The 16,594-nt window shown below is 56.6% G+C and carries 19 protein-coding genes and 1 pseudogene; 14 read left to right on the top strand and 6 right to left on the bottom strand.

Annotated elements, in window-relative coordinates:
* Positions 1-3: 3 nt before the first annotated feature.
* The 4 genes from speB to ACOQH0_RS18955 all read right to left on the bottom strand — a co-directional run bounded on the left by speB (position 4) and on the right by ACOQH0_RS18955 (position 3,566).
* Positions 4-924 (bottom strand): agmatinase, encoded by a 921-nt coding sequence (speB, locus tag ACOQH0_RS18940; RefSeq protein ID WP_008499737.1) that lies wholly within the window; start codon positions 922-924, stop codon positions 4-6.
* Positions 925-1,211: 287 nt separating this feature from the next.
* Positions 1,212-3,188 (bottom strand): biosynthetic arginine decarboxylase, encoded by a 1,977-nt coding sequence (gene speA / locus ACOQH0_RS18945; protein WP_042717829.1) that lies wholly within the window; start codon positions 3,186-3,188, stop codon positions 1,212-1,214.
* An 8-nt stretch (positions 3,189-3,196) separates the two neighbouring features.
* Positions 3,197-3,328: an acid stress response protein YqgB gene (gene yqgB, locus ACOQH0_RS18950; RefSeq protein ID WP_127312443.1), complete on the bottom strand. Its 132-nt coding sequence runs from the start codon at positions 3,326-3,328 to the stop codon at positions 3,197-3,199.
* 94 nt (positions 3,329-3,422) lie between these two features.
* Positions 3,423-3,566: a hypothetical protein gene (locus tag ACOQH0_RS18955; protein WP_419716700.1), complete on the bottom strand. Its 144-nt coding sequence runs from the start codon at positions 3,564-3,566 to the stop codon at positions 3,423-3,425.
* 423 nt (positions 3,567-3,989) lie between these two features.
* Here ACOQH0_RS18955 and metK point away from each other — a divergent pair, with 423 nt between their 5' ends.
* The 8 genes from metK to ruvX all read left to right on the top strand — a co-directional run bounded on the left by metK (position 3,990) and on the right by ruvX (position 11,059).
* Entirely contained in the window at positions 3,990-5,144 is a 1,155-nt protein-coding gene (gene metK / locus ACOQH0_RS18960) for a methionine adenosyltransferase (RefSeq protein ID WP_010435443.1), read from the top strand.
* Between the two features lie 358 nt (positions 5,145-5,502).
* The gene (gene galP / locus ACOQH0_RS18965) at positions 5,503-6,900 is read left to right on the top strand and encodes a galactose/proton symporter (protein ID WP_089599979.1); all 1,398 of its coding nucleotides are present in this window, start codon (positions 5,503-5,505) and stop codon (positions 6,898-6,900) included.
* Between the two features lie 58 nt (positions 6,901-6,958).
* Positions 6,959-7,456, top strand: a complete 498-nt coding sequence (locus tag ACOQH0_RS18970; RefSeq protein WP_421510988.1) for a SprT family zinc-dependent metalloprotease — start codon at positions 6,959-6,961, stop codon at positions 7,454-7,456.
* Between the two features lie 94 nt (positions 7,457-7,550).
* A complete protein-coding gene (gene endA / locus ACOQH0_RS18975; protein ID WP_421510989.1) occupies positions 7,551-8,258 on the top strand; it encodes a deoxyribonuclease I in 708 nt (235 codons plus the stop codon).
* A 51-nt stretch (positions 8,259-8,309) separates the two neighbouring features.
* Positions 8,310-9,041 carry a 16S rRNA (uracil(1498)-N(3))-methyltransferase gene (gene rsmE / locus ACOQH0_RS18980; RefSeq protein WP_010435451.1) on the top strand — a complete coding sequence of 244 codons (732 nt, stop codon included), beginning with the start codon at positions 8,310-8,312 and terminating at the stop codon, positions 9,039-9,041.
* Positions 9,042-9,060: 19 nt separating this feature from the next.
* A complete protein-coding gene (gene gshB, locus ACOQH0_RS18985; RefSeq protein WP_010435454.1) occupies positions 9,061-10,008 on the top strand; it encodes a glutathione synthase in 948 nt (315 codons plus the stop codon).
* A gap of 74 nt (positions 10,009-10,082) precedes the next feature.
* On the top strand, positions 10,083-10,643 hold the full coding sequence (locus ACOQH0_RS18990) for a YqgE/AlgH family protein (RefSeq protein WP_010435456.1): 561 nt from the start codon (positions 10,083-10,085) through the stop codon (positions 10,641-10,643).
* Positions 10,643-11,059, top strand: a complete 417-nt coding sequence (ruvX, locus tag ACOQH0_RS18995; protein ID WP_006811925.1) for a Holliday junction resolvase RuvX — start codon at positions 10,643-10,645, stop codon at positions 11,057-11,059. Before ACOQH0_RS18990 ends, ruvX begins: the two co-directional genes overlap by 1 nt.
* Before the next feature lie 10 nt (positions 11,060-11,069).
* Here ruvX and ACOQH0_RS19000 read toward each other — a convergent pair whose 3' ends face one another.
* Positions 11,070-12,050: a type IV pilus twitching motility protein PilT gene (locus ACOQH0_RS19000; RefSeq protein ID WP_218308351.1), complete on the bottom strand. Its 981-nt coding sequence runs from the start codon at positions 12,048-12,050 to the stop codon at positions 11,070-11,072.
* A gap of 17 nt (positions 12,051-12,067) precedes the next feature.
* Between ACOQH0_RS19000 and ACOQH0_RS19005 the strand changes: the two genes are divergently transcribed.
* From ACOQH0_RS19005 to ACOQH0_RS19030, 6 genes and pseudogenes are all read left to right on the top strand, one after another.
* A complete protein-coding gene (locus ACOQH0_RS19005) occupies positions 12,068-12,769 on the top strand; it encodes a YggS family pyridoxal phosphate-dependent enzyme (protein ID WP_421510990.1) in 702 nt (233 codons plus the stop codon).
* A gap of 21 nt (positions 12,770-12,790) precedes the next feature.
* On the top strand, positions 12,791-13,357 hold the full coding sequence (locus tag ACOQH0_RS19010; protein ID WP_010435467.1) for a YggT family protein: 567 nt from the start codon (positions 12,791-12,793) through the stop codon (positions 13,355-13,357).
* Entirely contained in the window at positions 13,354-13,650 is a 297-nt protein-coding gene (yggU, locus tag ACOQH0_RS19015) for a DUF167 family protein YggU (RefSeq protein ID WP_421510991.1), read from the top strand. Before ACOQH0_RS19010 ends, yggU begins: the two co-directional genes overlap by 4 nt.
* A gap of 3 nt (positions 13,651-13,653) precedes the next feature.
* Positions 13,654-14,247: an XTP/dITP diphosphatase gene (locus tag ACOQH0_RS19020; RefSeq protein WP_421510992.1), complete on the top strand. Its 594-nt coding sequence runs from the start codon at positions 13,654-13,656 to the stop codon at positions 14,245-14,247.
* Positions 14,240-15,382, top strand: a complete 1,143-nt coding sequence (hemW, locus tag ACOQH0_RS19025; RefSeq protein ID WP_010435478.1) for a radical SAM family heme chaperone HemW — start codon at positions 14,240-14,242, stop codon at positions 15,380-15,382. The genes ACOQH0_RS19020 and hemW overlap by 8 nt, the downstream gene beginning before the upstream one ends.
* Before the next feature lie 63 nt (positions 15,383-15,445).
* Positions 15,446-15,783: pseudogene (locus tag ACOQH0_RS19030) on the top strand (endonuclease domain-containing protein).
* Positions 15,784-15,859: 76 nt separating this feature from the next.
* Here ACOQH0_RS19030 and ACOQH0_RS19035 read toward each other — a convergent pair.
* Positions 15,860-16,576 (bottom strand): DUF2884 domain-containing protein, encoded by a 717-nt coding sequence (locus ACOQH0_RS19035; protein ID WP_042714747.1) that lies wholly within the window; start codon positions 16,574-16,576, stop codon positions 15,860-15,862.
* Positions 16,577-16,594 lie beyond the last annotated feature (18 nt).

Genomic DNA, 16,594 nt, shown 5'->3' on the forward strand with positions numbered 1-16,594 from the left:
GGCTTATTCGCCTTTTTTCGCCGCCTGGATGTAGAGCATTTCCAGCGCCAGGGTCGCCGCGGCCAGCGCGGTGATCTCGGACTGGTCATAGGCCGGTGCTACTTCCACCACGTCCATCCCGACGATGTTCAGATCCTTCAGGCCGCGCACCAGCTTGATGGCGCGGTCTGAGGTCAGGCCGCCGATAACAGGCGTACCGGTGCCCGGCGCAAACGCCGGATCCAGGCAGTCGATATCGAAAGTCAGGTACACAGGCATATCGCCGACGATCTGCTTAACCTGCGCCAGAATATCGTCCACGCCGCGATCGTTGACCTGGCCCGCATCCAGCACGGTGAAGCCGTTGTCTTTGTCGAACTCGGTGCGGATACCGATCTGCACCGAGTGGTTCGGGTCGATCAGGCCTTCGTTCGGCGCGGTGAAGAACATGGTGCCGTGGTCGAACTCGCAGCCGTTCGCGTAGGTGTCGGTATGCGCATCGAAGTGCACCAGCGCCATTTTACCGAAGTGCTTGGCGTGAGCGCGCAGCAGCGGCAGGGTCACGAAGTGGTCACCGCCAAAGGAGAGCATGCGCTTACCGGCAGCCAGCAGCTTCTCGGCGTGGGCCTGCAGCTTTTCGCTCATCTCACGCGCGTCACCGAAGGCGTACACCAGGTCACCGCAGTCCACCACGTTCAGGCGCTCGCGCATATCGAAGTTCCACGGGAAGCGGTTGTGCTCCCAGGCCAGGTTGGTAGAAACCTGACGGATCGCTGCCGGGCCGTGACGACCGCCCGCGCGACCGGACGTTGCCATGTCGAACGGTACGCCGGTGATCACCCAGTCAGCGTCACTGTCGTACGGCTGGAAGTTCATCGGAAGGCGTAAAAAACCAAACGCGTTAGATACCAGAGAGTTATCGTACTGATGACCTAAAGTGCTCATGTCCTGACCTCTTTTAAAGTCGATACATTAAAAACAGATGAAAAAAAATCCCCTCCGCGTCGTTAAACCCGACGAGGAAGGGATTGATTCGTAAATCGCTAATTGGGGCGAATTATCGCCGGTAATGCAGACGGGTTCAAGTGAGTATAGCATTCTGCCGGATGACGGCTCCGCCTTATCCGGCCTACATACCGTAGGCCCGGTAAGCGCAGCGCCACCGGGCATCAGCGGCACAGCAGCCTGCTGCCCTCACCCCGCCCCTCTCCCTGAGGGAGAGGGAGGTTAACCTACTCGTCTTCCAGGTAGGTGTACCCGTACAGACCCGCTTCAAACTCTTCCAGGAACTGCTGCTGTAACGCATCGTCCAGACCGGTGTTTTTCACCTGGTCGCGGAACTGGGTGAGCAGTTTTTTCGGATCCAGCTGAACGTATTCGAGCATGTCCGCTACGGTGTCCCCTTCGTCAGACAGCTCGACTTCCACGTTGCCGTCAGGGAAGACGAACACGTCAACCGCTTCGGTATCACCGAACAGGTTGTGCATGTTGCCGAGGATCTCCTGATACGCGCCGACCATAAAGAAGCCCAGCATCGGTGGGTTCTCCGGGTCGTACTCCGGCATTGGCATCGTCGTTGCGATACCGTCGCCGTCAACGTAGTGGTCGATAGCGCCATCGGAATCACAGGTGATGTCCAGCAGCACCGCACGACGTTCCGGGGCGTGGTTCAGCCCTTCCAGCGGCAGAACCGGGAACAGCTGGTCGATACCCCAGGCATCCGGCATAGACTGGAACAGCGAGAAGTTGACGTACATTTTGTCCGCCATACGTTCCTGCAGCTCGTCGATAATCGGACGGTGCGCGCGGTTGCTCGGGTCGAGTTGCTTCTGCACTTCATGGCACATGTTCAGATAGAGTTGCTCCGCCCACGCGCGCTCCTGCAGGCTAAAGGTGCCGGAGGAATAGCCCACGTGAATATCGTGCAGGTCCATCTGGCTGTCGTGCAGCCATTCGCGCAGGGAACGGCGCGTGCCCGGCTCGTGCATCTCCTGCCAGGTTTCCCACATGCTTTGCAGGGAACGCGGGGCATCTTCTGCCGGAGGCGTCGCTTCGGTGATTTCGCTACGCTCAACGCCGATGATGTTAGAGACCAGCACCGTATGGTGCGCGGTAACCGCGCGGCCAGATTCGGTGATCACCGTCGGGTGCGGCAGGCCGTTCTCTTCACAGGCATCGCCAATCGCCCAGATAATATTGTTGGCATATTCGTTCAGGCCGTAGTTCACGGAGCAGTCGGACTGCGAGCGTGTACCTTCATAATCCACGCCCAGGCCACCGCCCACGTCGAAGCACTGAATATTCACGCCGAGCTTGTGCAGCTCAACGTAGAAGCGCGCCGATTCACGCACGCCGGTGGCGATGTCGCGAATGTTGGCCATCTGCGAGCCGAGGTGGAAGTGCAGCAGCTGAATGCTGTCGAGACGACCGCGCTCGCGCAGAATTTCCACCAGCTGCAGCACCTGGTTCGCCGCGAGGCCGAACTTGGATTTTTCACCGCCGGAGGACTGCCATTTACCGGAACCCTGCGACGCCAGACGCGCACGCACGCCGAGGCGTGGGATGACGTTCAGACGCTCAGCCTCTTCCAGCACGATAGCGATTTCAGTCATCTTCTCGATAACCAGATAGACCTTGTGGCCCATCTTCTCGCCAATCAGCGCCAGACGAATGTATTCACGGTCTTTATAGCCGTTACAGACGATCACCGAACGGGTCATGCCCGCGTGCGCCAGAACGGCCATCAGTTCCGCTTTGGAACCGGCTTCCAGACCCAGCGGTTCACCGGAGTGGATCAGGGATTCAATCACGCGGCGGTGCTGGTTTACCTTAATCGGGTAAACCAGGAAGTAGTCGCCTTTATAGCCGTAGGATTCACGCGCGCGTTTGAACGCGGCGTTAATAGAACGCAGGCGATGTTGCAGGATCTGCGGGAAGCAGAACAGTGCAGGCAAACGCTGGCCCTGTGCTTCGCGGGCTTTCACCAGTTTGGCGAGATCGACGCGCGCTTCAGGGACGTCCGGATCAGGGCAGACGCTGATGTGGCCCAGTTCGTTGACGTCGTAGTAGTTATTACCCCACCAGGCAATATTGTAAGTGCGCAGCATCTTGCTGGCTTCCTGGGAGCTCATCGCAACCTCCTGCATAGAACGTAGTACACCCTGTTCGCCCGCTGACGAAGGCGAAAAAGAAGACATGTCGTCAGACATAGCGAACCTCAACTCTTTGTATTAAGTGTAAAACAGTTGACTACTATCGCAGCGTTATACGGCGATAACAACCCATAAACGGCTCCGTTTCCCAGCAGAGTATGCTGAAATCCAGACCGTGCGACCGGTTTCTTATTCATATCATTGTAAAACACGTATCCGAACTCTGTATGACAAGGTTCGGCGAAACCACGAGAAAACTCTTGTATTAACAAGAGCGCCCTTGTTCAGTTGTCACAGAGCGTAACCGGCCCTGGGATCCTGAGAAGCGCCGAGATGGGTATAACATCGGCAGGTTTGCAGACTAGAAATGCGGGTTGCGGGAATCAACTGCGCGCCAGAACGGCTGCGCTGAATTAGCGGAAAACGATGGTTCATTATCTCGTATCACCTCCACGGCCGCCTCTGCTGAAACGGACCACAAGCCAAAGCTAAATGTTCACTGCTTAACCCGGCTGGAAGTGGCGACACGATGAGGTCATCGAGCGCTTTTTGTATGAGCCGCGTGCCGCGTTTTATACCGAGAAGGTGGGGAAAATGCAAAACAAAAATGCGTGGGTTGCCAGTGCCGTCAGGAAATATTTCCAGCTTTGTTTTCAACGCAGTGAGAGGTAAGTCAAAAAAAACTGGAAATCGGGTGAAGAAGTGACCTAAAATGGACGTCCAGATGTTAATCCATCTATACTGATTAACACTCAGACTGCCAGTGTCAAAAACCTGCAGGCCTTGGTAGAATACTCTCCTTTGGCTATTCCACACAGCAGTTCGAGCTAACCAAATTCCTCTTAGGTGAAATAAAACATGGCAAAACACCTGTTTACGTCCGAGTCCGTATCAGAAGGACATCCTGATAAAATTGCTGACCAAATCTCCGATGCGGTGCTGGATGCGATCCTTGCCCAGGATCCTAAAGCGCGCGTAGCGTGTGAAACCTATGTCAAAACCGGCATGGTTCTGGTCGGCGGTGAGATCACCACCAGCGCATGGGTTGATATCGAAGAGATCACCCGTAACACGGTGCGTGAGATCGGCTATGTACATTCTGATATGGGCTTTGATGCCAACTCTTGCGCGGTACTGAGCGCCATCGGCAAACAGTCCCCGGACATCAACCAGGGCGTTGACCGCGCCGATCCACTGGAGCAGGGCGCGGGCGACCAGGGCCTGATGTTCGGCTACGCAACTAACGAAACCGACGTGCTGATGCCAGCGCCGGTTACCTACGCACACCGTCTGGTACAGCGTCAGGCTGAAGTGCGTAAAAACGGCACCCTGCCATGGCTGCGTCCGGATGCGAAAAGCCAGGTCACCTTCCAGTATGACGACGGTAAAATCGTTGGCATTGATGCGGTAGTTCTCTCCACTCAGCATTCTGAAGATATCGATCAGAAATCGCTGCAGGAAGCCGTGATGGAAGAGATCATCAAGCCGGTTCTGCCAACCGAATGGCTGAGCTCTGCAACCAAATTTTTCATCAACCCAACCGGACGCTTTGTTATCGGCGGCCCAATGGGCGACTGCGGCCTGACCGGCCGTAAAATCATCGTGGATACCTACGGCGGCATGGCGCGTCACGGCGGCGGTGCATTCTCCGGTAAAGACCCGTCTAAAGTTGACCGTTCTGCCGCGTACGCTGCACGTTATGTTGCGAAAAACATCGTTGCTGCTGGCCTGGCTGACCGCTGTGAGATTCAGGTTTCCTACGCAATCGGCGTGGCTGAACCGACCTCCATCATGGTGGAAACTTTCGGTACTGAGAAAGTGCCTTCAGAACAGCTGACCCTGCTGGTGCGCGAGTTCTTCGACCTGCGTCCATACGGCCTGATTCAGATGCTGGATCTGCTGCACCCAATCTATAAAGAAACCGCTGCGTACGGTCACTTTGGTCGCGAACATTTCCCATGGGAAAAAACCGACAAAGCCGCCCTGCTGCGTGAAGCTGCCGGTCTGAAGTAATCGACTGACAGGGTTTAACAGGCCAGCCTTTGTGCTGGCCTTTTTTATGTCGGGTGGCGGCTCAAAGCCACACCATTTGAAACCGCTTACACCCTGCCGAATATATCCCGCTTTCAGAATAATCTCTTTGCTTGATCGCCTTTCTTCTGCTGTTACATTTCATTTCAGTTAAGTCTGAAATTCAAACAAACGCGATGCACATCACCTGATTTACCTCTATATTTTCAAAGCGTTAATTATCTTTACGGTTGCACGCTAGTGTAACCGATTACACCAATGTGATTTGTCTCACATATTTTTACGGGTCACTCACCTACCCTTAACATCGACAAAACTGATAAATCAAATGGAGGGCATAATGCCTGACAATAATAAACAAGGGCGTACGTCCAACAAGGCGATGACATTCTTCGTCTGCTTCCTCGCCGCCCTGGCAGGATTACTTTTTGGCCTGGATATCGGCGTGATTGCCGGCGCACTTCCCTTCATCGCAGACGAGTTCCAGATTACCGCGCATACCCAGGAATGGGTGGTCAGCTCCATGATGTTTGGTGCGGCAGTCGGTGCCGTTGGCAGCGGCTGGCTCTCCTTCAAGCTCGGGCGCAAAAAGAGCCTGATGATCGGCGCGATCCTGTTCGTTGCCGGTTCACTCTTCTCTGCCGCTGCCCCTAACGTTGAAGTGCTCATTCTTTCCCGCGTTTTGCTGGGCCTGGCTGTCGGTGTCGCTTCCTATACCGCACCGCTGTATCTTTCCGAAATCGCGCCGGAGAAAATCCGCGGCAGCATGATTTCCATGTACCAGCTGATGATCACCATCGGTATTCTGGGTGCTTACCTTTCCGATACCGCGTTTAGCTACAGCGGCGCATGGCGCTGGATGCTCGGCGTGATAATCATACCGGCCATTCTGCTGCTGATTGGCGTCTTCTTCCTGCCGGACAGCCCGCGCTGGTTTGCCGCAAAACGCCGCTTCGTTGATGCTGAACGCGTGCTGCTCCGCCTGCGCGATACCAGCGCTGAGGCGAAAAACGAGCTGGAAGAGATCCGCGAAAGCCTGAAGGTGAAACAGTCCGGCTGGGCGCTGTTTAAAGAGAACAGCAACTTCCGCCGCGCGGTGTTCCTCGGCGTGCTTCTGCAGGTGATGCAGCAGTTCACCGGGATGAACGTCATCATGTACTACGCGCCAAAAATCTTCGAACTGGCGGGTTATACCAACACGACCGAGCAGATGTGGGGCACCGTTATTGTCGGCCTGACCAACGTGCTGGCGACCTTTATCGCCATCGGATTGGTGGACCGCTGGGGGCGTAAGCCTACCCTGACGCTGGGCTTCCTGGTGATGGCCGTCGGCATGGGCGTGCTGGGCACCATGATGCACGTGGGCATTCACTCTCCAACCGCCCAGTACTTCGCGGTGGCGATGCTGCTGATGTTTATCGTCGGGTTTGCAATGAGCGCCGGTCCGCTGATTTGGGTGCTGTGCTCTGAGATCCAGCCGCTGAAAGGGCGTGATTTTGGTATCACCTGCTCCACCGCGACTAACTGGATTGCCAACATGATCGTCGGCGCAACGTTCCTGACTATGCTCAATACCCTGGGCAATGCCAACACCTTCTGGGTCTACGCCGGTCTGAACCTGTTCTTTATTGTTCTGACTATCTGGCTGGTTCCAGAAACCAAACACGTTTCACTGGAACACATTGAACGTAACCTGATGAAAGGTCGTCCTCTGCGCGAAATCGGCGCACACGACTAATTCTCTGGCGGGAGGTGCCCCTTGCACCTCCCCGCTTCGCGCTTTATGCTCTGCCCCTATGAAAGCTCCCCGTCTCCCCATTGCCATTCAGCAAGCCGTTATGCGCAGCCTGCGGGAAAAACTCGCCCAGGCCAACCTGAAGCTCGGCCGCAACTATCCTGAACCGAAGCTGGTTTATCAGCAGCGTGGAACCGCAGCAGGCACCGCCTGGCTGGAATCGTATGAGATCCGCCTGAACCCGGTGCTGATGATGGAAAACCAGCAGGCGTTTATTGAGGAAGTGGTGCCGCACGAGCTGGCGCATCTTCTGGTGTGGAAGCACTTTGGCCGCGTAGCGCCGCACGGGAAAGAGTGGAAGTGGATGATGGAAGCCGTGCTCGGCGTTCCGGCTCGCCGCACGCATCAGTTCGAACTGGAATCAGTACGTCGCAATACATTTCCCTACCGCTGCCGGTGCCAGCAGCACCAGCTCACCGTCCGCCGTCATAACCGCGTGGTGCGCGGCGATGCAACCTACCGCTGCGTAAAATGCGGCGAACCACTGGTCGCCGAATAATTATCTGAACTTTCAGGAACTTTCCTGATCTGACTGATTGCATACGGGAACAACATTCGTTACGTTTCGGGCTTGTTTTGACACGGAGTGTAAGATGTCCCGTTATGTTTCTCTCGCGGTTGCCCTTCTGGCGACGGCCCTCTCCGGCCATGCTCTGGCCGACGGTATCAACAGTTTCTCTCAGGCCAAAGCTGCTGGCGTGAAGGTGAACGCTGATGTTCCGGGTGATTTCTACTGCGGCTGTAAAATTAACTGGCAGGGTAAAAAAGGCGTCGTTGACCTCGAATCCTGCGGCTATAAGGTGCGTAAAAATGAAAACCGCGCCAGCCGCATTGAATGGGAACATGTGGTTCCGGCGTGGCAGTTTGGCCACCAGCGCCAGTGCTGGCAGGATGGCGGGCGTAAAAACTGTTCCAAAGATCCGGTTTATCGCCAGATGGAAAGCGATATGCACAACCTGCAGCCTGCGGTTGGCGAAGTGAACGGTGACCGCGGCAACTTTATGTACAGCCAGTGGAACGGTGGCGAAGGCCAGTACGGTCAGTGCGGCATGAAGGTGGATTTCAAAGAGAAAGTCGCCGAGCCCCCTGCCCGCGCGCGCGGCAGCATCGCCCGTACCTACTTCTATATGCGTGACCGTTATGACCTCAACCTTTCACGCCAGCAGACGCAGCTGTTCAATGCCTGGAACAAGCAGTACCCGGTAACCGAGTGGGAATGCCAGCGCGACGAGCGCATCGCCAACGTCCAGGGGAATCACAACCCTTACGTCGAGCGGGCTTGCCAGGCGCAAAAGAGCTAACCTACACTACGGCAATTCGCTTATATCGCATGACACATGGAATTTCTGACTATGCGCATTCCCCGCATTTACCATCCTGAACTGATTACCGCAGGCCGCGAAATCGCCCTGTCTGATGACGCCGCCAACCACGTGGGCCGCGTGCTGCGCATGGGTGCAGGTCAGGCCATCCAGTTGTTCGACGGCTCGAACCAGGTTTTCGACGCGGAAATCACGCGGTCTGATAAAAAAAGCGTGCACGTGAACGTGCTGCGTGGCGAAGTGGATGACCGGGAATCGCCGCTGCACATTCATCTGGGCCAGGTAATGTCGCGCGGTGAGAAAATGGAATTCACCATTCAGAAATCCATTGAACTGGGTGTAAGCCTCATTACGCCACTTTTTTCTGAACGCTGTGGCGTTAAACTGGATGCGGAACGTCTGAACAAAAAGATCCAGCAGTGGCAGAAAATTGCTATTGCGGCGTGCGAACAGAGTGGCCGCAACCGTATCCCGGAGATCCGCCCGGCGATGGACCTGGAAGACTGGTGTGCAGAAGAGGACAGCGGGCTGAAGCTCAATCTTCATCCGCGCGCCAGCGCCAGCATCAATACGCTGCCATTGCCCGTCGAGCGCGTACGCCTGCTGATTGGCCCCGAAGGCGGCCTGTCGGCGGACGAAATTGCGATGACGGCACGTTACCAGTTTACTGATATTCTGTTGGGACCTCGCGTTCTGCGCACTGAGACAACGGCACTCACGGCCATTACCGCGCTACAGGTACGGTTTGGCGATCTGGGTTGAAGTAATAACGGAGAAGAACATGATCAAGCTCGGCATCGTGATGGACCCCATCGCAAACATTAACATCAAGAAAGATTCCAGCTTCGCCATGCTGCTGGAAGCGCAGCGTCGCGGGTATGAACTCCACTATATGGAGATGAACGATCTTTACCTGATCAACGGTGAAGCGCGCGCACGTACCCGCATCGTTAACGTCGAGCAGAACTACGACAAATGGTATGAGTTCGGTACCGAGCAGGACATTGCCCTGGCCGACCTCAACGTGATCCTGATGCGCAAAGATCCGCCGTTCGACACCGAATACATCTACAGCACCTACATTCTTGAGCGTGCAGAAGAGAAAGGGACGCTGATTGTCAACAAGCCGCAAAGCCTGCGCGACTGCAACGAGAAACTCTACACCGCCTGGTTCTCTGACCTGACGCCGGAAACGCTGGTGACCCGCAGCAAGGCGCAACTGAAAGCGTTCTGGCAGAAGCACGGCGATATCATCATGAAACCGCTGGACGGCATGGGCGGCGCGTCGATTTTCCGCGTGAAAGAGGGCGACCCGAACATTGGCGTGATTGCCGAAACCCTCACCGAGCTGGGCACGCGTTACTGCATGGCGCAGAACTACATTCCGGCGATCAAAGACGGCGATAAGCGCGTGCTGGTCGTAGATGGCGAACCTGTACCTTACTGTCTGGCGCGTATTCCTCAGGGTGGCGAAACCCGCGGTAATCTGGCCGCTGGTGGCCGTGGTGAACCCCGTCCGCTGACCGAAAGCGACTGGGAAATTGCCCGCCGCGTCGGGCCGACGCTGAAGGCCAAAGGCCTGATCTTCGTTGGGCTGGATATCATCGGCGATCGCCTGACCGAAGTGAACGTCACCAGCCCGACCTGCATCCGTGAAATCGAAGCGGAGTTCCCGATCTCGATCACCGGAATGCTGATGGACGCTATCGAAAAACGTTTACAGAAATAATCTGTGACAGCGCCCAGGTTTATCCCCATACTGGGCGCTGTCGCTTTTTAAACCAGGAAACAGTACCTCTGACAATGAATTTACAGCATCACTTTCTTATTGCCATGCCTGCTCTCCAGGATCCGATTTTCCGCCGCGCCGTGGTTTATATTTGCGAATACAACGAAGACGGTGCGATGGGGATTATCATCAACAAGCCGCTGGAAAACCTGCAGGTTGAAGGAATTCTGGACAAGCTGAAAATCACCGCTGAAGCGCGTCTCCCGGAGATCCGTCTCGATAAACCGGTGATGCTGGGTGGCCCGCTCGCGGAAGATCGTGGTTTTATCCTGCATACGCCGCCGGTCTTCTCTTCCAGTATTCGTATCTCCGACAACACCGTTGTCACGACCTCTCGCGACGTGCTTGAAACGCTGGGCACTGCCGAGCAACCTTCCGAAGTGCTTGTCGCGCTGGGCTACTCCTCGTGGGAGAAAGGCCAGCTTGAACAAGAGATACTGGATAACGCGTGGCTGACCGCACCTGCCGATATGAACATCCTGTTTAAAACGCCTATCGCCGATCGCTGGCGTGACGCGGCGAAACTGATTGGCATCGATATTCTGACCATGCCAGGCGTAGCGGGGCACGCGTAATGAGCGGAACGCTTCTGGCCTTCGATTTCGGAACGAAGAGCATCGGCGTCGCCGTTGGTCAGCGCATCACAGGCACGGCGCGCCCGTTGACGGCACTCAAGGCCAACGACGGCACGCCGGACTGGAACCTCATCGAGCGCCTGCTCAAAGAGTGGCAGCCGGACGACGTGATTGTGGGCTTGCCGCTGAACATGGACGGCACCGAACAGCCGCTCACCGCCCGCGCGCGTAAGTTCGCCAACAAAATTCATGGCCGCTTTGGCGTGTCGGTAAAGCTCCACGATGAACGTCTGAGTACCGTCGAAGCGCGCGCAGGCCTGTTTGAGCACGGTGGTTTCCGGGCGCTGAACAAAGGCAGCGTCGACTCCGCCTCTGCCGTCATCATTCTCGAAAGCTATTTCGAACAAGGTTACTGAGCGCCGGGGCCTACAGCCGCCCCTGCGCCCGCCTTTCCGCGAGACTCTGCTCAAAGTTCTGCATTCCCGCCTGCTGACCGGTTTGTATGATGCCGGGTAATTGCCACGTCTTCCCTTCGCGGATGAGATTCGCCGCCGCCGAGGTGTTCACCAGCAGTTCATAAAGCGCCACGCGCCCGCCCTGTACGTCCTGGAGCAGTTTTTGCGCCAGTACAGCGCGAAGGCTACCTGCCAGCTGGTTACGCACCGGATCTTTCTCCTGCGCCGGGAAGGTATCCACCAGCCGTTCAATCGCCTGCGAAGCGCCGCGTGTATGCAGCGTTGCCAGCACCAGGTGCCCGGTTTCGGCCGCCGTCAGCGCAAGGCGGATGGTTTCGCTGTCGCGCAGCTCTCCCAACAGAATAACGTCCGGATCTTCGCGCAGCGCACTGCGCAGCGCCTCGGCAAAGGAGAGACTGTGCTGACCCATCTCCCTCTGCTGTATCAGGCAGCGTTCACTCTGGTACATAAACTCCACCGGATCTTCGAGCGTCAGAATATGGCCGTCAGTGTGATGGTTGAGAAAATCCACCATCGCCGCGAGCGTCGTGGATTTTCCGCTACCGGTCGCACCCGTCACCAGAATCAACCCGCTTTCGCTGGAGAGCAGTTCCGGGATAGCTCTGGGCACACCCAGTGCAGAAAGCTGCGGGCACGCGAGCGGCAACAGTCGCAAGGCGATCGACACTCCCTTCATATGCGTAAACGCACTGCCGCGAAGACGCTGATTGCCTGTGAGCGTGACGGCAAAGTCTACCTGTCCATTTGCCCACCACGCGCCCTGCTGTTCATCGTTGAGCCAGGTTTTTAATAGTGCCTCAACGTCGGGGGCCGGAAACGGGGCCGGTTCAAGGCGGCCTAATCTGCGCCAGCGCGGCGGTGAATCACTGCACAGGTGTAGATCGGAGACGTTATGCTTTACACTAAGGGCCACAATTTCTTCCACATCCATAGACTACTCCTCGGAAAATGAACGACATTGCGCATAACCTGGCACAGGTCCGGGACAAAATCTCAGCCGCTGCAACGCGTTGCGGCCGTGCTTCAGAAGAAATTACCCTGCTTGCAGTCAGCAAAACGAAGCCTGCGAGCGCCATCGCAGAAGCGATAGCGGCAGGCCACCGGGCGTTTGGCGAAAACTACGTGCAGGAAGGCGTGGATAAAATTCGCGCCTTCCAGGAGCAGGGGAATGCGGATCTGCAGTGGCACTTTATCGGCCCGCTGCAGTCGAACAAAAGCCGTCTGGTGGCAGAGCATTTCGACTGGTGCCATACCGTTGACCGACTGCGCATTGCTACCCGTCTGAACGACCAGCGGCCCGCAGAGATGCCCGCGCTTAACGTGCTGATTCAAATCAACATCAGTGATGAAAACAGCAAGTCCGGCATTGCGCTGAGTGAGCTGGATGCACTGGCAGAAGAAGTCGCCGCCCTGCCGCGTTTAACCCTGCGCGGGCTGATGGCAATTCCGGCGCCTGAGTCAAGTTATGAAAGGCAGTTTGCCGTGGCACAGCAAATGGCTGTAGCATTTGAGGCGCTTAAAGCGCGCTATGAAACGGTAGACACGCTTTCACTGGGCATGTCGGATGATATGGAAGCCGCTATCGCGGCAGGCAGCACTATGGTGCGCATCGGCACGGCAATTTTCGGTGCGCGCGACTACTCAAAATAATAAGGAAACCTGAGGAACGCCATGAAGACGTTGACTTTCCTGCTCTCAACGGTGCTTGAGCTGTATACGATGGCGCTTTTACTGCGCGTCTGGATGCAGTGGGCCCGCTGTGATTTTTACAATCCGTTTTCCCAGTTTGTCGTGAAAATCACGCAACCTGTTGTCGGGCCGCTGCGCCGTATTATTCCGGCGATGGGTCCCATCGACAGTTCGTCTCTGCTGGTGGCGTTTATTCTGAGCGTTATCAAAGCGATCGTGCTGTTTATGGTCATCACCTTCCAGCCGATTATCTGGATTGCTGCGGTCCTGATTCTGGTCAAAACCGTCGGGTTGCTGATCTTCTGGGTGCTGCTGGTAATGGCGATAATGAGCTGGGTAAGCCAGGGCCGTAGTCCGGTTGAATATGCGCTGATCCAACTGGCCGAACCGCTGCTGCGCCCTATTCGCAACCTGCTGCCTTCGATGGGCGGTATTGATTTCTCGCCGATGATCCTGGTACTGCTGCTTTATGTGGTCAACATGGGTATCGCTGAGCTGTTACAGTCCACGGGCAACATGCTGCTGCCGGGGCTGTGGATGGCGCTATGAGTGCCGTAAGCACCTGCGCTGACGGGCTGGTTTTGCGGTTGTATATTCAGCCGAAAGCCAGCCGTGACAGTATTGTTGGGCTGCATGGCGACGAGTTGAAAGTCGCCATCACCGCCCCGCCGGTTGACGGCCAGGCGAACGCGCATCTGACCAAATATCTGGCAAAACAGTTTCGCGTCGCCAAAAGCCAGGTCATCATTGAAAAAGGTGAACTTGGGCGGCATAAACAGGTAAAAATCTTCAATCCGCAAGCAATCCCGACGGAAGTCGCGGCTCTGACAGAACAGGACTAAACCATGCAGAAAGTTGTTCTCGCGACCGGTAACGCCGGTAAAGTGCGCGAGCTGGCCTCGCTATTAAATGATTTTGGGCTGGACGTGGTCGCCCAGACCGAGCTTGGCGTCGAGTCCGCCGAAGAGACGGGCCTGACGTTTATCGAAAACGCGATCCTGAAAGCGCGCCACGCCGCACAGGTCACCGGCCTGCCCGCGATCGCCGATGACTCCGGCCTGGCCGTGGACTTCCTGGGCGGTGCGCCGGGGATTTACTCTGCACGCTATTACGGCGTGGACGCCACCGACCAGCAAAATCTGGAAAAGCTGCTTGTCGCCCTGAAGGACGTACCGGACGAACAGCGCACCGCGCAGTTCCACTGCGTACTGGTTTATATGCGTCATGCGGAAGACCCGACGCCTATCGTCTGCCACGGCAGCTGGCCAGGCGTGATTACCCGTGAAGCTGCGGGCAACGGCGGCTTTGGCTACGACCCGATCTTCTTTGTCCCGACCGAGGGCAAAACCGCCGCGGAACTGACCCGCGAAGAAAAAAGCGCGATTTCCCATCGTGGACGCGCACTGAAACTGTTACTGGAAGCGTTACGTAATGGCTAATTTGCCACCACTGAGTCTTTATATTCACATCCCGTGGTGCGTGCAGAAATGCCCGTACTGCGATTTCAACTCGCACGCGCTGAAGGGTGAAGTGCCGCATGATGACTACGTTGCGCATCTGCTGGCCGACCTGGACGCCGATGTCGCTTACGCACAGGGACGTGAAGTTAAAACCATTTTCATTGGTGGCGGTACGCCGAGCCTGCTTTCAGGCCCGGCAATGCAAACGCTGCTGGACGGCGTGCGCGCGCGTCTGAACCTGGCAGCGGATGCTGAAATTACGATGGAAGCCAACCCCGGCACCGTTGAGGCCGACCGTTTTGTCGACTATCAGCGTGCGGGGGTGAACCGCATCTCCATCGGCGTGCAGAGTTTTAGCGAGCCGAAACTGAAACGTCTGGGCCGCATTCACGGCCCGGAAGAGGCGAAGCGCGCAGCGAACCTGGCGACCGGGCTTAATCTTCGTAGCTTTAACCTGGATTTAATGCACGGCCTGCCGGATCAGTCGCTGGAAGAGGCGCTGGACGACCTGCGCCAGGCGATCGAACTGAACCCGCCGCACCTGTCGTGGTATCAGCTCACCATCGAGCCAAACACCCTGTTTGGCTCGCGCCCGCCGGTGCTGCCGGATGACGACGCGCTGTGGGATATCTTCGAGCAGGGCCACAGGCTTCTGACCGCTGCGGGCTATCAGCAGTATGAAACCTCCGCCTACGCGAAGCCGGGCTATCAGTGTCAGCACAATCTGAACTACTGGCGCTTTGGCGACTATCTGGGGATTGGCTGCGGCGCGCACGGCAAGGTGACCTTCCCGGACGGGCGCATACTGCGCACCGCTAAGACCCGTCACCCGCGTGGATATATGGAAGGCCGCTATCTGGAGCGTCAGCACGACGTCGAGGCGGCGGATAAGCCGTTTGAGTTCTTCATGAACCGCTTCCGTCTGCTGGAAGCCGCGCCGCGCGCGGAGTTTGCGCTGTACACCGGGCTGCCGGAATCGGTGATTCGCCCGCAGATCGACGAGGCGCTGGCGCAGGGGTACCTGACCGAGTGTGATGCGTTCTGGCAGATCACCGAGCACGGCAAATTGTTCTTAAACTCCCTTCTTGAGCTGTTCCTCACCGAAGATTCCTGAAGGCTGATTCAGGATTTTGCATCCCGTTCTGCCGGCTGAGGGAAAGGCTGGCAGAGTGTGGGAATGGACAAATCAAAACAACTCCGCAAACAAATGACGCCCGAAGAAATACGCCTCTGGTATTTGCTCAGAGGCCGTCGCTTCTATGGGTATAAGTTTCGCCGCCAGATGCCGATTGGCACGTATATCGTCGATTTTGCCTGCTTTAAGGCGAAACTGATCGTTGAGCTGGACGGGGGCAACATCAGGATGAGGAGAACTATGATTCACGTCGTACCGCGTTTTTGAATACGAACGGATGGGAAGTCGTACGGTTCTGGAATAATGAATTTCGCGTTAACGAAGATGAAGTGTTAAATATCATTCTTCAACGACTGCAATGCCTGATGCCCTCACCCTAACCCTCTCCCACAGGGAGAGGGAACTCTAACGCCCTCTCCCCTGGGGTGAGGGGTGAGGGCCCAGCGCGCACAAATCTTACTTCAGCGTCCCCACCAGCGCCTTCCGGCTATCTTCCAGCGACACCACGCGTTTACACACGTCTTTGCCAAACTGCTGGAAATCATCTTCCTGGTTTTTCCACTCGTTCTGAATCGAGGTCTGCAAGCCGCCAAGGCTACCCAGCACGCCCTGCAGCGGGTTACCGCCGCCTTTCAGCACGGCTTTCGCCCCCATCTCGTTGATGCTGTCCTGCAGGATGCCGCCCATCGCCTGATTCACCAGCTGCTGCCCGTCAGCACGGACCTGATCAATCGCCTTGTAGTGGAACGTCAGACCATCGGTACGATTCTCGATAATCCGGTTCATCTGTTCTTTAAGCTGCTTGTCCAGCTTGGTCAGACGGGTGCGCATATTGCTGCTCTCACCCACCTCTTTGGTGATGATCTTATCCAGCGCCACGCGGCTTTTCTCAACGCGCGTCAGCGCGCCGTCGTTAATCCACGGCAGTGCGGTACGCAGTTCGGCCTGGTAATCCTTCGCCTGCTCGCGCTGGGCGGCAGTCAGGTTTTGCGGTTTGCCGTTAAACGTCACGTTACCATCCGGCGTAATCACCAGATTGCCGTTCTCGCCTTTGACCTGCACGGTTTGCGGGTTTAACACCACATCGTCACGCGGGGTGACGCTACATTTATACTCCGCATGGGCGGTGGATCCGATTGCCAGTAAAGCAACCGCCAGCAACGTTTTGCGCATCTTTAACACTCCCTCAGA

Origin of the sequence: Enterobacter sp. JS8-1 (genome assembly GCF_049187015.1) — a bacterium.
Classification (GTDB): Bacteria; Pseudomonadota; Gammaproteobacteria; order Enterobacterales; family Enterobacteriaceae; genus Enterobacter; species Enterobacter mori.

Excerpts from the sequence above, each read along its gene's own strand:
- ACOQH0_RS19005 (WP_421510990.1), top strand. The coding sequence starts at position 12,068 with ATGAACGACATTGCGCATAACCTGGCACAGGTCCGGGACAAAATCTCA.
- gshB (WP_010435454.1), top strand. The coding sequence starts at position 9,061 with ATGATCAAGCTCGGCATCGTGATGGACCCCATCGCAAACATTAACATC.
- ACOQH0_RS18955 (WP_419716700.1), bottom strand. The coding sequence starts at position 3,566 with ATGAACCATCGTTTTCCGCTAATTCAGCGCAGCCGTTCTGGCGCGCAG.
- endA (WP_421510989.1), top strand. The coding sequence starts at position 7,551 with ATGTCCCGTTATGTTTCTCTCGCGGTTGCCCTTCTGGCGACGGCCCTC.
- speB (WP_008499737.1), bottom strand. The coding sequence starts at position 924 with ATGAGCACTTTAGGTCATCAGTACGATAACTCTCTGGTATCTAACGCG.
- galP (WP_089599979.1), top strand. The coding sequence starts at position 5,503 with ATGCCTGACAATAATAAACAAGGGCGTACGTCCAACAAGGCGATGACA.
- hemW (WP_010435478.1), top strand. The coding sequence starts at position 14,240 with ATGGCTAATTTGCCACCACTGAGTCTTTATATTCACATCCCGTGGTGC.
- ACOQH0_RS19035 (WP_042714747.1), bottom strand. The coding sequence starts at position 16,576 with ATGCGCAAAACGTTGCTGGCGGTTGCTTTACTGGCAATCGGATCCACC.
- ACOQH0_RS19020 (WP_421510992.1), top strand. The coding sequence starts at position 13,654 with ATGCAGAAAGTTGTTCTCGCGACCGGTAACGCCGGTAAAGTGCGCGAG.
- yqgB (WP_127312443.1), bottom strand. The coding sequence starts at position 3,328 with ATGAATAAGAAACCGGTCGCACGGTCTGGATTTCAGCATACTCTGCTG.
- ACOQH0_RS19000 (WP_218308351.1), bottom strand. The coding sequence starts at position 12,050 with ATGGATGTGGAAGAAATTGTGGCCCTTAGTGTAAAGCATAACGTCTCC.
- ACOQH0_RS18970 (WP_421510988.1), top strand. The coding sequence starts at position 6,959 with ATGAAAGCTCCCCGTCTCCCCATTGCCATTCAGCAAGCCGTTATGCGC.
- ACOQH0_RS18990 (WP_010435456.1), top strand. The coding sequence starts at position 10,083 with ATGAATTTACAGCATCACTTTCTTATTGCCATGCCTGCTCTCCAGGAT.
- metK (WP_010435443.1), top strand. The coding sequence starts at position 3,990 with ATGGCAAAACACCTGTTTACGTCCGAGTCCGTATCAGAAGGACATCCT.
- ACOQH0_RS19010 (WP_010435467.1), top strand. The coding sequence starts at position 12,791 with ATGAAGACGTTGACTTTCCTGCTCTCAACGGTGCTTGAGCTGTATACG.
- rsmE (WP_010435451.1), top strand. The coding sequence starts at position 8,310 with ATGCGCATTCCCCGCATTTACCATCCTGAACTGATTACCGCAGGCCGC.
- yggU (WP_421510991.1), top strand. The coding sequence starts at position 13,354 with ATGAGTGCCGTAAGCACCTGCGCTGACGGGCTGGTTTTGCGGTTGTAT.
- speA (WP_042717829.1), bottom strand. The coding sequence starts at position 3,188 with ATGTCTGACGACATGTCTTCTTTTTCGCCTTCGTCAGCGGGCGAACAG.
- ruvX (WP_006811925.1), top strand. The coding sequence starts at position 10,643 with ATGAGCGGAACGCTTCTGGCCTTCGATTTCGGAACGAAGAGCATCGGC.